The sequence below is a fragment of the Clostridium sp. HBUAS56017 genome (genome assembly GCF_007115085.1).
GTDB classification, from domain to species: domain Bacteria; phylum Bacillota; class Clostridia; order Clostridiales; family Clostridiaceae; genus Clostridium; species Clostridium cibarium.
In genome coordinates this window covers 408,088-421,924 of record NZ_SULK01000001.1, presented here as the reverse complement: position 1 = coordinate 421,924, position 13,837 = coordinate 408,088, and the positions used below count along the sequence as shown (strand labels likewise).

Below are 13,837 nucleotides of genomic sequence, written 5' to 3'. Positions count from 1 at the left end.
AGAATAACATCCTTCAACAAGCTGCTCAAGCAATGCTTGGTCAAGCTAATCAACAACCACAAAACGTTCTTCAATTATTAAGATAATTAAAGATTAACGAATAATTTAAGTCAGTTATAAGGAAAATCCTTGTAACTGGCTTTTTTTTTGAAAACTAATTTAAGTTTATCTAAAAAAAAACGATAATTATATTATATTGCAACAAAAGGAGAGAAAAGCTATGAAGTTGAGCATTGCGATGATAGTTAAAAATGAGGAAAAGAATTTATCAAAAACATTAGATGCTTTGAAGGCGTTAGATGGTAAGATTGATTATGAGATAGTAATAGTAGATACAGGAAGTGAAGATAGTACTATAGATATAGCTAGTAAATATACGGAAAGGGTATATGAACATCCTTGGAGTGGAAATTTTGCTGAAATGAGAAATATAAGTTTAAAGTACTGTGAAGGTGAATGGATTTTAGTATTAGATGCTGATGAAGTGCTAGAAACGCCTGAAGAGTTAATAAGTTTTTTCATGGATGGAAGAAGTGAATTTTTTAATAGTGCAACAGTTAACATAAAAAATATTATTTCTGTTAAAGATAAAAACTATGTCATGGGGTCGTTATTTAGATTATTCAAAAATATTAGCAGTTTTAAATTTAATGGTAGAATTCATGAACAGCCAATATTAACAGAGCCTTTAGGAAATACAAAAATAAGTTTCTTGCATAATGGATATTCAAGAGCTGATTATGAATTAGTAAGATATAAAAATGAACGTAATAAAAAGTTGTTATTGGAAGATTTATCTAAAGCTAAGGGCAATGATAAAATATATGTTTTATTTCAATTAGCTCAAACCTATGCAATGGCCAATGATGATGCAAATACAATGAGTTCAATTAGAGAAGCCTACAGAATGACAACGCAACGAAGAGATGGAAAAATAAATTTATATGTGCTTCATTTTTATGCAAAAGAACTTTTTACAAAACAAATATATGGTAAGGCAATTAAGATAGCTGAAGAAGCTATACAAAATAAGACAACTAATTTAGATTTTTACTATATACTAGCTTTGAGTTACAGCAATTTAAAGAATTATGATAAGGCTCAAATTTACTTCGACAGATACTTCGAGATACGAGAAAAGCGTAAGGATGGTATTATTGAGGATATTACTATGATTGAGTCTGCATTTGATAGGAAAGATGAAGTGTTGAAAGAAAGAACAATATGTTATTACAATAGTAATGAATATAAAAAAGTTATTGAAACATTTGATCTTATCAAAGACGATAAAATGAAAGAAGTTTTAAAAGAAATATATATCTTCTCATCATTATCAGTAGGAGATTTAAATAAGTTTTATAATTTTTATAAAAGTGTAAAGATTGAGGATAGAGATATTGGAAATATAATCTCAGTTATTAGAAGGTTAGATATGGAAGATACAAATAATTTCTCTAAAGGTATAAAAGAAAAGCTGATAGATTTTGATGATAGATTAAAAGTATATATAAATTCTATTTATTTCAATAAAGATGAAGATATATTACAAAATTACAATTTAATAGATTTTAGTAGTTTCTATACATGGAAGTCTGATTTATTAATTAAGTTAATTTCGAAGGATAAAACAAAGATAGAATTAATTGGGAGATTAAGCAAGGAAACTGCCGAAGCATATGTTAATGCTATAATTAGAGATTATGATTGTTTGAAAATATTATACGAATTTTCGGTAGATAATTTCTTAGCAATAGATATTAAAAAGTTGAATTTTGTAACAATAGTTGAAAAAACTTTGATTTTAAGCAAATCCATTGAGGATGATAGATATAAAAGTTTGTTAGAGAGAACGCGTATTAACAAACTAAATCTTTTGAGAAAGATTTACAATAAGGAGATTTTGTCAAGTGATGCAATTCACTCTATTTTGAATAAATATGATATTTTTTGGATTGAAAATGAATCATTGATAAAAAGCGCTTCGAAAAATAAACTTGCATATATAAAGGGTTTGAGAGAGTTATTGAAGGAGTTTCCTGAGTATGGAAATGTATTTGGAAAGTACCAAGAGGAATTAAAGTTAAATACTATAACTAAAGAAATGGAATTAGAAAAGGAAAAATTATTTGATATTGTTGAGGAATATGTGAATAGTAATAGAACTGAAGAGGCTTTAGAAATATTGGCAAGTTTAGATGATTTGTTTATGTATGATGGGAAGATATGTAACTATAAAGGTGTAGTAGAATATTTGTTGGGTGAAAATGAGAAAGCAATTTTAAATTTAGCAATAGCTTATGAACTATTAGAAGATAAGTTTGATTCAGCATATAACATAGCTTGTGTCCTAGAAAGTATGAAAAGAATTGATGAGGCTAAAGCTTACTACGATCTAGCATATGAGCATTGTAAAGACAATAATATGAAGGCTGAAATTTTAAATATAATTCAAAATTTATAGGAGAAAAATATGATTTCTGTATGTATGATAGTTAAAAATGAAGCGGTTATTTTAGAGGAAACCCTTAAGAGTATAAATAAATATGGATATGAAATAGTGATTGTTGATACAGGATCCATAGATAATACAAAAGAAATAGCATATAAATATACAGATAAAGTTTTTGACTATAAATGGGATAATAATTTTAGTAATGCTAGAAACTTTTCTATAAGTAATGCTAGCAATGAATTTGTGCTAATAGTTGATAGTGATGAAGTAGTAATAAATTTAGATACTGCTTTGCTAGATTCATTAATTAAAAATAATCGACAAAAGATAGGAAGGTTATTAATAAAAAATGAATTTACTCAAAAAGGGGTAAAGTGTGAGTCTAGGGAGAGGATTAGCAGACTTTTTTCTAAAAAATACTATATGTTTAGAGGTAGTATTCATGAACAGATTGTTCCTATTGAGAATATTAAAGTTGAAAAATATGATATACCGGTAGAAGTAAATCATTTCGGATATAGAAAAGATGAAATTTTAAGGAAAGATAAAATAAAGAGAAATATTTCAATGCTTACTAGTGAGCTGGAGGAAAAAGGAGAAGATCCGTATATACTATATCAATTGGGGAAAAGTTTTTATACTGAAGAGTCATATATTGATGCCTCCAAATATTTTGAGAAGGCATTATATTTTGATTTGAATTTAGAATTAGAATATGTTCAGGATATGGTGGAAAGCTATGGATATTCACTTATTAATTCAGAGCAGTATGAAGAATCTATGAAGCTTTTAAATATATATAATGAATTTTCAAATAGTGCTGATTTTGTTTTTTTAGTAGGATTAATTTATATGAATAATGGTATGTTTAGAGAAGCAATAGATGAATTTGAAAAAGCTATGAGAAAAACTAAAGCTAAGATGATTGGTTCTAATAGTTTCTTAGCCAATTATAATATTGGAGTTATTCTTGAATGTTTAGGTGATGTGAAAGAAGCAAGTAAACATTATAGAATGTGCGATCAATATGAACCTGCTCAAAAAAGACTAAGTATATTAGATAAAAAATAAATTATATAAAGAGAGGCATAAAAATGAATCTTAAAGAAATAAAAGAAGCTATAGGTCAAAAAATTATAAGTGAAGAATACAATGAAGCTAGAACGCTGATTGATTATTATAAAAGTAATTTAGGTAGTGATGATGAAATATTGGGAACTGAAGCGGTATTATATATTTATACTAGTGACTTAGAAAGATCTATGGAATGTGTTAGGGCAGGTCTTAAATATAATATGTTTAATTCGGATTTGTATTGTACTATGGGAAATATCTATGAATTAAAAGGAGAATATAATAGAGCTTATATCTGTTATGAGCAGGCTTTGTTCTTATGTAGCGAATTAGAAAATAAAAAAGTAATAAGTGGCAACATAACTAACTTAAAAGAAAATTATAATATTGAAGTGAAAAAGGCATCTATAATTATTTTGACTTACAATAATCTTGAATATACCCAAATATGTGTGAAAAGTATAAAACAATATAATTCTAGTGATTCCTATGAATTGTTGGTAGTTGATAATAACTCATCTGATGATACGCCTAATTGGTTAAATGAACAAAGTGACATTAAATGTATTTTGAATAAGGAAAATAAGGGATTTCCAGCAGGGTGTAATCAAGGAATAATGATAGCAGAAAAAGAAAATGATATTTTTCTTTTAAACAATGATACTGTTATTATGCCTAATTCAATTTTTAACCTTAGATTAGCATTGTACTCTAATGAAAATATAGGAGCTACAGGATCTGTAAGTAATAGTATTTCGTACTATCAACAAATAAGTAACCAATATGGAACTTTTGATGAGTATATGGATTATGCACTACAAAATAATATACCAAATGATGAGGAATATGAACAAAGATTAAAGCTTGTAGGTTTTGCAATGCTGATAAAAAGAAAAGTTTTAGATAAAATAGGTCTATTAGATGAAAGATTTACTCCAGGTAATTTTGAAGATGATGATATAAGTTTGAGAATAGTCATGGAAGGATATAAATTATTACTTTGCAGAGATAGTTATATACACCATTTTGGTAGTGTATCATTTAAAAAAGATGCTGATAAATATATTAAACTATTAAATACAAACGAAAAAAAGTTTGAAGAAAAATGGGGATTTAGTACTAGATATAATCTGATAATAGATTATAACTTATCTCAATTTATAACAGATAACGATAGCAAAATTATAGAAGTATTTTGTAGAACAGGTAGTAGTATAGCTAGTTTAAGTAGTATTTATAGAAAAGCAAGTTTCTACGGATATGAGATAGAAGAGAGTTTGAAGAAAATTGCTAGCAAGAGTATAAAGGTTATAGATAATTTAAGTGATAAAGGCTTAGTTAATACCTTTGATATTATTGTTGTGTCTAATTATGATGGTGTAAAAAATGATGGGGCTATTTTAACTGATATATTTAATATGATGAAGAATGAAAATGGAAAACTAATTTTGTCTATAGATAATTTTCAGTGCAGCTCTGGAAAAATAACTACTGAAATAATTGATGAGGCAATTCGGATATTCAAAAGTAAAAATTTTAAATATATTGATGGTTTTGAAGCAAAAGATGAAATAGGTAACTTGGCTAAAGTGTATATGGTTTTTGAAAAGTATAGTGAAGACGAAATTATTTACAATATAGAATACTTTATGGAAGAAGGTAAGATTGCACAAGCAGAATTTAATGTGAAAAGATTAGAATATTATAGCTTGAATTTAGAGTATGAAGAAAAATATAGAATACTAAAAAATAAATTGGATACTTATAAAGAATTAAGTGCTTTACTAAGAAGAATAGATTTTAAATCCGATAATGAATTAAGCAATGAAAAAATAGTAGCTATTATAGATAAAGCAGAAATCTCTGAAAAAGTTGTTGTAAATTTAATTGAAGATTTAGTTTTAAATAAGAATTATGTTTTGAATTTGGTGGCTTTAAATTTGTTTTATAAAGAAAAATATGATCTTGTTTTACCATTTTTACAAAAGGCCTATGAGTTAAATGAGGAAGATGAGGATACCTTGTATAATTTGGCATATGTGTTAAACTTATTTGGAGAAAAGGAAATTGCATTAACATATGCCTTGAAAATAAGAATCAAAAATGATGATGTTTTACAGTTAATAGATGAAATTAGCGGAGGAGAATAAAGTGAATAATAGGAAAATAGCCTTTATTACTTGTGTTAATGATAAAAAAGCTTATGAAGAATGTTTATTTTATATAGAAAATTTATATGTACCGGATGGTTATGAAATAGAAACTATTGAAATTAATTATGCTACAAGCATAACTTCGGGATATAATGAAGCAATTGATAAATCAGATGCTAAATATAAAGTGTATTTACATCAAGATGTTCTCATAGTAAATAAAAACTTCATTAAAGAGATTGTTAGTATTTTTAGCAAAGATAGTAATATTGGAATGCTAGGGGTAGTAGGTTCGAAGGATTTACATAATAGTGGTATATGGTGGAAGTCACCTCATAAAGTAGGAACTTTATATGAAAGTATAGTTAAGTTAAAGATAGTTGATTATGGTAATGAATATGATATTGATGAAGTACTAGCGATAGATGGCTGCATAATGATAACCCAGTATGATGTGAGATGGAATGAAGAAGTTTTTGATGGATGGCATTTTTACGATATATCGCAGTGTATGGAATTCAGAAGAAAAGGTTATAAAGTATGCGTACCTAAACAAGAGAGGATATTGTGTTTGCATGATTGTGGAATAGCGGGAACTGATTACTATGAAAGGTATAGAAAAAAGTTTCTTCAATATTATAATGGTGATTTAAATTTGTTACAATGATTCGTAAAGAATGTTTTAGGCAGAATATAGAAAATAGTTATGATAACTATAAAGATTTGGGGATATAAGTCGATAAATTATAAAATAATGTTTTAGGAGGAGAGGTATGAGATTAAATCATAATATAAATTCGCTTAACTTATATCGTGGATATAAGAAGAATTTAAAAAGCAATGAAACTGCTATAGATAGAATTAGCTCAGGAACTAAAATTAATTCTGCAAAAGATAATCCAAACAAAATTGGGCAAAGTGAAGGCTTTAGGATACAAATAAAAAGTTTAGAAGCAGCACAAAGAAACTTACAAGATGGAGTTTCTATGCTTAGGTCGGCAGATGGAGCTTTGCAAGAAGTTAATGATACGCTTGTGAGAATAAAGGAATTAGCAGTAAGTGCATCAGATGGTAGTAAAAGTCCCCAAGACGTGAAAACTATTCAAGATGAAATAGATCAAATGAAAAAAGCAATTGATGATTTAGCGAGTAATACAGAATTTAATGGGGTTAAGCTAATAGGTGACACTGAAGTCAGTAACAATTCTTACCCTAATTATAGAGAACTAGTTACTGGAGCAAAAGTTGGAGATACAATGAGTGTTCCTTTATACAATGTAAGTACCAACAATTTAAGAGATAAAGATGGAAATAAATTTAGTGATATAGATGTAACTGACCGTGCTAATGTAGGAAAAGCGATTTCTATGGTGGATGAAGTTATTACAACAATTACTGATATAAGAGCAAGATATGGAGCGCTTGAAAACAAGTTTGAAGATTCAGCAGATAGATTAGCGTCAAATACTCAGAATGTTGAAAAAGCAAGTAGTAATATAAGAGATACTGATGTAGCTGTAGAAATGGCAGAACTTGCAAGAACACAAATATTAAATCAAACACAGATAGCTCTTATAGCACAAAGCAACAAATTTCCGCAAGATGCGCTATCTGTATTAAAAAGAATATAAAGTTTTTAAACGACTCAAAGTTTTTAAAGTGGAAAATTGTTGAGTCGTTGTTTTTTTTTGGGGAGTAAAAGAGATATTTTATTAAATTAGACCCTTTAAAACAAGAAATTGTTCAATAAATGTTTTTTTTACATATATTTTAATTAAAATATTATGGAAAATTAAAACATGATGCATTATAATAGAATTATGTATTTGTATATATAAAAAAATAGGGGTTTGAGAATAGACATTAGGAGGTGGAATTATATGGATATTAGTTTACTAGGAAATGAGGGAAGCTCATATAATCTAATTAAAGAAGGAATTCAAGCTTCAAATATAAGAGGCAAGGTTATAGCAAATAATATGGCTAATATAAATACGGCCAATTATAAAAGATTTAATGTAGTTTTCGAAGAAAATCTCAAAGGAAATAAAGATATGAGTGTTCAAATGAAAACTACTGATGAGAAGCATATGACAAATAGTAATTCTCAGGGGAATATTACTGTTGAAAAAGATGAAAATACTAGTATGAGAGAAGACGGGAATAACGTTGATTTAGACGTTGAAAAAGTAAACCAGGCTGCAAACACATTAAAATATAATGCTTTAGTACAGCAAGCAAACAGTAAATTAAGCAATATTAAATATGTTATAAGTGGAGGGAACTAGGAGAGATGAGTAGCTTTGATTCGATGAGAATTAGTGCCAGTGGGTTGTCTGCTGAAAGATTAAGAATGGATACAATAACGTCAAATATGGTTAATGCTTCAACAACTAGAACTGAAAATGGCGGACCTTATAGAAGAAAGGTAGCAATATTTCAAGAGGCCTTAGACAAACAAATGAATCCTAATGGGGTAAAAGCCGTAGGTATTGAGGACGATAAATCAGATTTAAGATATGAATATGATCCATCACATCCGGATGCTAATGCAGAGGGATATGTTGCGTATCCAAATGTAAATATATTAAATGAAATGGCAGATATGATAGCTTCAACAAGAGCATATGAAGCAAATGCAGATACACTTGATGCTAATAAATCTATGTTTATGAAGGCACTAGAAATTGGGAAGTAGGAGATGAATTTATGAGAGTAAGCAGTTTTGTACCTAGTGAAGAAATATTTCAATCAAATAAAGATACAAAAACAGATAAAAAAGTGAATAGTGGGTTAGAAGCTTTTTCAAGCACACTTGAAAAATCATTACAGGGGATAAATGATCAACAGATAACAGCAGATAAAATGGGGACAGCTTTTGCTAAAGGTGAAGATGTTCAAATTAGTGATGTAATGCTTGCAGGAGAAGAGGCAAAAATTTCATTGCAATTTGCTGTTCAAGTTAGAAATAAGTTATTAGATGCATATAAAGAAATAAATCAAATGCAGTTATAAAGTAAGGAGTGCTATAGATGAAAAAGCTTTCGGAGATGTTAAAAAAGCTTTGGACAAAATTTAAATCCTTTAGTAAAAAGGTAAGAATTGCAATAATCGTAGCTATAGTTGCCACGATTGTAGCATTAGTAAGTATGGTAGTTGTTTCATCAGCTAATAAGTATCAAGTGCTATTTTCTAATTTAGATTCTCAAGATGCTAAGATGGTAAAAGAGAAGTTAGGAAAAGATAAAGTTGAAATGAAAGTTGATGGAGATTCAATTTTAGTTCCAAAGGACAAGGTGGATGAATTAAGGCTAGAACTGGCAGGAGATTTGACAGGAGGCAGCAAGGGATATGAACTAATGGATAAAAGCAGTTCATTTGGTATGACTGATGAAGAATTTAATATAAAGAAAATTAGAATGATACAAGGTGAATTGGAAAAGTCTATAAAAAGTCTTGATCCAGTAGAATCGGCAAAGGTAAATATTACTCCAGCTGAAGATTCAGTTTTTGTTAAGGACAAGCAGCCAGGCAAAGCAGCAGTGGTTTTAAAACTAAAACCAGGTGAGAAGATAACTGAAGATCAAGTTAAATCTATAGTTGCTATGGTTTCAATGAGTGCTGAAAACATACCAAAAGAAAATGTGGAAGTTATAGATAATAACATGAACTTATTAACTAAGAACATAGGTAAAGATGATGGAACAACAGTTAGCTCAGAAACTTTAACAAAGCAAAGAGATTTAGAAGCTGCAGATGCAGATAAATATTCAAAAGCTATAGTAGGACTTCTAGAACCTGTTTTAGGTAAAGGTAAGGTTTCTGCAAATGTTAATGTAGATTTGGACTTTGATTCTAAGAAGAAAACAATTAAAACTATAGATCCAAATAAGGTTATAGTTAGCCAACAAACTAGTAAAGAAACAAATTCTTCAGGAGATGGAACTACAAGCCAAAGTCCTGTTGACAATAATATGAGTAATACAATACAAAACAATAATAATAAATCAAATTCTAGTAAGGAATCACAAACAACAAATTATGACAGTGGTAAAAGTGAAACTGAGACAATAAGCAGTCCGGGTGAAGTTAAAAGATTAACTGCCTCTGTATTTGTAGACGGTGCTATTGATGATGCAACAAAGGCTGATTTAGAAAAGGCAGTTGGAGATGCAATAGGTATAGATGCAAATAGGGGAGATCAATTATCTCTAGTAGGTATGAATTTTGATACTGCACAAAAAGATCAAGCTAAGGCTCAAGTAGATGCCTTTAACGCTGAATTAGCTGCCAATCAGAGGAATAAGTATATTATTGCAGGTGTTATAGCGGCAGCGGTGATTATAGGACTTATAGTATTTATAGTTATAAGAAGAAGAAAGAATAAGGCTGAAGAAATTGTTGAGGATGAGGACAATAGATCTCTTGATGTTGTTATAGATGATCAATTACCTGTAGAAGATACTACGGAATATACACCAATACAATTTGAGGTGCCAAATAAACAAGCTCATATAGAAAATGAAATTAAAAATTACGCTAAGGAAAAGCCTGATCAGGTATTAGAAACAATAAAATCTTGGTTATCAGAAAATGAGAGGTGATGAATTTTGTCTAAAGAAAGTAATAAATTAACTGGAGTACAAAAGGCAGCTATATTATTCATAACTCTTGGACCAGAAGCTTCTTCTTCAATTTTAAAGAAATTACCAGAAGCTGAAATTCAAAAGATAACTTATGAAATAGCTAATATTACATCAGTTAATTCCGAACAAAGAGAAAATATATTAAATGAGTTTTTAGAAATAAATAAGGCTAGGGATTATATCATCGAAGGTGGTATGGACTATGCAAGACAATTGCTTTCGAAAGCTTTAGGAAGTCAAAGAGCTACTGAAATATTAGATAAAGTGTCAGAAGCAACTCAACAATATAGACCATTTTCTATTGCTAGAAAGGCAGATGCTCACCAGTTATTAAATGCAATAACTTATGAGCATCCTCAAACAATCGCATTAATACTTTGCTATTTACCAGCAGATAAGTCTGCTCAAGTTATGGCAGAGTTACCAGAAGAAACACAAAGTGAAGTTGCTCTAAGAATTGCAACAATGAAGGATACTTCTCCAATGGTTATAAAGGAAATTGAAAAAGTATTAGAAGGTAAGCTTTCTTCTGTTGTAAGAACTGAGATGACAAGTCTTGGTGGGGTGGAAACATTGGTTGGTATATTAAACCAAGTTGATAGGACTACAGAAAAGAATATTACTGAAAGTCTTGAAAGAGAAGATGCTGAACTTGCAGATAGAATCAAAAGTTCTATGTTCGTATTTGAAGATATTCTTACTCTTGATGATATATCTATTCAGAGAATTCTTAGAGAAACTGATGTTAAGGATCTTGCTCTTGCACTTAAAGGATGTTCTGAAGAAGTTGGGGATGCTATTTATAGAAACCAATCAAAGAGAGCTGCAGCTTCATTAAAGGAAGATATGGAGTTCTTAGGACCAGTAAGACTTATGGACGTAGAAAAGGCTCAACAAAAAATTGTTTCTGTGATTAGAAGATTAGACGATGCAGGAGAAATTATAATTTCAAGAGGTGGCGAAGATGCAATCATCGTATAACCTAGTGAAAAAGGAGCATGTTCTAAGTGGTGAGTCTAGAGTGATTTCTACAGAATATGAATCGAAAAACACTGAAAAAGGGTCACAAGAGGATCATCATGCTGAATGGAAAGCTGAAAAGCAAAGATATATTTCTAGCTATGAAAATATAGCTAGAAATATTGTTCAAGAAGCTAGAAGAAATGGTGAAAAGATTCGTTTAGAGGCCATAGAAGAAGCAGAAGCTTTAGAGAGAGAGGCTTATGAAAAAGGTTATAAGCAAGGAACAGAAAATGGATATGAAGATGGCAAAAGAGAAGCTCTAGAAAGTATTATTCCACAGGCTGAAAAGGAAGCAGAGGAAATAAAAGAAAAAGCGAGGAATATATTACTAGGTGCAACAAATGATTATAATAGCTATGTGAATAGCAAGAAAAATGATATAATTAAGTTGTCATTAACTATAGCAGAAAAGATACTTAGAAGAGAAGTGTTAGTTGATGGTGGAATTAATAGTATGATTGAAGAAGCTTTTGAGAAATCAAAGGGCGAAGCAAGTGTAATTATTAGATGTAATGAAGTCCACGAAGAAGAAGTAAGAGAAAAAATAGAATTTTGGAAAACTACATATAGCATTTCCGAGGAAATATTCTTAATGATAAGTGATGAGATAGAACCTGGTAATGCAATAATTCAAAAGAATACAGGAAAAATAGAAGTTGGAATAGATTTTGGTTTAGAAAGTATAAAAAAAGCCATAATAGGATAAGAAGTGAGTGAGAAATATTGGATATAAACTTTCAAGGACTAATAGATAAAGTTAAAGAAACCTCAACAATTTACTCTGAAGGAGTAGTAAGTAAAGTTATAGGGCTTACTATTGAGGTGGAAGGTATCAAAGCCTTTGTAGGAGAATTATGTAAAATATATAATCAAAACGGTAATCCTATTAATTGTGAAGTAGTTGGATTTAAAGAAAAGTATGTAATATTAATGCCTCTTGGTGAACTTACTGGCGTATCAGCAGGATGTAGAGTGGTTCCACAAAATAAACCTTTAGGAGTAAATTGTTCTGATGATTTACTAGGAAAGATACTTGATGGACTTGGAAATCCTTATGATAGTGACGAAGAACTTTTTGGGGTAAATTATCCATTGGAAAATGAACCACCAGATCCTTTAAAGAGAATAAGGATAAAAGATGTAATGCCTACAGGAGTGAGGGCAATAGATGGTTTCTTAACTGTAGGTGAAGGCCAAAGAATAGGTATATTTGCAGGTAGTGGTGTTGGTAAAAGTACAACTCTTGGAATGATAGCAAGGGAAGCGGAAGCAGATGTAAATGTAATTAGTCTTATTGGGGAAAGAGGAAGAGAGGTTCTAGAATTTATAGAAAAAGATTTAGGGCCGGAAGGTATGAAAAAATCAGTAGTAGTATGTGCTACTTCTGATAAACCTGCTTTAATAAGAATTAAGGGCGCTCTTACAGCTACAGCTATAGCGGAATATTTTAGAGATCAAGGTAAAAAAGTAATTCTAATGATGGATTCTGTAACCAGATTTGCTATGGCCCAAAGAGAAGTTGGACTAGCTGTTGGAGAACCACCAGCAACAAAAGGATATACACCATCAGTTTTTGCAAAACTACCAAAGCTAATGGAAAGGTCAGGTACGTCTGATAAGGGATCAATTACTGCTTTTTATACAGTACTTGTTGATGGTGATGATTTTAATGAACCTATAGCGGATGCTGTTAGAGGTATTCTAGATGGACATATTGTTTTATCAAGAAAACTAGCGCATAAAAATCATTATCCAGCAATAGATATACTAAATAGTGTAAGTAGACTTATGTCTAGCATTGCAGAGAATGAACATAAAGAAGCTGCATCCTATGCAAGAGATATGCTGGCAACCTATAAGGAATCAGAAGATTTAATAAATATAGGTGCTTATGCTAGAGGAAGTAATCCAAAGATTGATTTAGCAATTAGATATAATGAACCGTTAGAAAAGTTCCTAAGACAAGGTATAGATGAAAAAGCAATCTTTGAGGAAAGCATTAGTAATCTAACCCATATGTTTAACTAAGTAGTGAGGTGCTACAATGGCTCAAAGATATAAGTTTAGACTTCAAAAGCTTTTAGAATTAAGGGAAGAAAAAGAGGAAGAAAGTAAGAGATTATTTTCTAAAAGTCAAAATGACAAGATTAAAGTTGAGACTGAATTAAATAACCTTAAGGAAAATTATGAAAATTACAAAGGCATTAGACCTGGAGAAGATGTAATTTATCAAAAGATTAAGCGAAATTACTTATTTGCACTTGAAGGTGGAATAAAAGTAAAAGAAAAAGAACTAATTTTAAAAGAGCAGGAACTAGAATTTAGACGAAAAGATTTAAAGGAGAAACAGGTAGATAGAAAAACTGTTGAAACTTTAAAGGAAAAAGAATATTCAAGCTTTATCAAAGAGCAGGATAGGCTAGAGCAAATAGATATAGATGAATTTGCTTTATATGCTTATATGAGAGCTTTGAAAGGAGGTGAATAAG

At 29.9% G+C, this 13,837-nt stretch carries 13 protein-coding genes; all 13 read left to right on the top strand.

All coding sequences use genetic code 11. The features are described from left to right. Positions 1-220 precede the first annotated feature (220 nt). Positions 221-2,461 (top strand): glycosyltransferase, encoded by a 2,241-nt coding sequence (locus tag FAY47_RS02165; RefSeq protein ID WP_143314746.1) that lies wholly within the window; start codon positions 221-223, stop codon positions 2,459-2,461. Between the two features lie 9 nt (positions 2,462-2,470). Continuing rightward, the gene (locus tag FAY47_RS02160; protein WP_143314745.1) at positions 2,471-3,523 is read left to right on the top strand and encodes a glycosyltransferase family 2 protein; all 1,053 of its coding nucleotides are present in this window, start codon (positions 2,471-2,473) and stop codon (positions 3,521-3,523) included. Between the two features lie 23 nt (positions 3,524-3,546). Continuing rightward, on the top strand, positions 3,547-5,676 hold the full coding sequence (locus FAY47_RS02155; protein ID WP_143314744.1) for a glycosyltransferase family 2 protein: 2,130 nt from the start codon (positions 3,547-3,549) through the stop codon (positions 5,674-5,676). Position 5,677: 1 nt separating this feature from the next. Further along, on the top strand, positions 5,678-6,346 hold the full coding sequence (locus tag FAY47_RS02150; protein WP_185966689.1) for a glycosyltransferase family protein: 669 nt from the start codon (positions 5,678-5,680) through the stop codon (positions 6,344-6,346). Between the two features lie 106 nt (positions 6,347-6,452). After that, on the top strand, positions 6,453-7,310 hold the full coding sequence (locus tag FAY47_RS02145; RefSeq protein WP_143314742.1) for a flagellin: 858 nt from the start codon (positions 6,453-6,455) through the stop codon (positions 7,308-7,310). A gap of 249 nt (positions 7,311-7,559) precedes the next feature. Beyond that, on the top strand, positions 7,560-7,967 hold the full coding sequence (gene flgB / locus FAY47_RS02140; RefSeq protein ID WP_143314741.1) for a flagellar basal body rod protein FlgB: 408 nt from the start codon (positions 7,560-7,562) through the stop codon (positions 7,965-7,967). 5 nt (positions 7,968-7,972) lie between these two features. Continuing rightward, the gene (flgC, locus tag FAY47_RS02135; RefSeq protein ID WP_143314740.1) at positions 7,973-8,377 is read left to right on the top strand and encodes a flagellar basal body rod protein FlgC; all 405 of its coding nucleotides are present in this window, start codon (positions 7,973-7,975) and stop codon (positions 8,375-8,377) included. A gap of 11 nt (positions 8,378-8,388) precedes the next feature. Further along, a complete protein-coding gene (gene fliE / locus FAY47_RS02130; protein WP_143314739.1) occupies positions 8,389-8,694 on the top strand; it encodes a flagellar hook-basal body complex protein FliE in 306 nt (101 codons plus the stop codon). Positions 8,695-8,711: 17 nt separating this feature from the next. After that, a complete protein-coding gene (gene fliF / locus FAY47_RS02125; protein WP_143314738.1) occupies positions 8,712-10,283 on the top strand; it encodes a flagellar basal-body MS-ring/collar protein FliF in 1,572 nt (523 codons plus the stop codon). 6 nt (positions 10,284-10,289) lie between these two features. Continuing rightward, the gene (gene fliG / locus FAY47_RS02120; protein ID WP_143314737.1) at positions 10,290-11,306 is read left to right on the top strand and encodes a flagellar motor switch protein FliG; all 1,017 of its coding nucleotides are present in this window, start codon (positions 10,290-10,292) and stop codon (positions 11,304-11,306) included. After that, positions 11,290-12,054, top strand: coding sequence for a flagellar biosynthesis protein (locus FAY47_RS02115; RefSeq protein WP_143314736.1), 765 nt, complete (start codon positions 11,290-11,292; stop codon positions 12,052-12,054). The genes fliG and FAY47_RS02115 overlap by 17 nt, the downstream gene beginning before the upstream one ends. Positions 12,055-12,068: 14 nt before the next feature. Next, positions 12,069-13,376: a flagellar protein export ATPase FliI gene (gene fliI / locus FAY47_RS02110; protein WP_143314735.1), complete on the top strand. Its 1,308-nt coding sequence runs from the start codon at positions 12,069-12,071 to the stop codon at positions 13,374-13,376. 16 nt (positions 13,377-13,392) lie between these two features. Next, entirely contained in the window at positions 13,393-13,836 is a 444-nt protein-coding gene (fliJ, locus tag FAY47_RS02105) for a flagellar export protein FliJ (RefSeq protein WP_143314734.1), read from the top strand. Position 13,837: the final 1 nt, after the last annotated feature.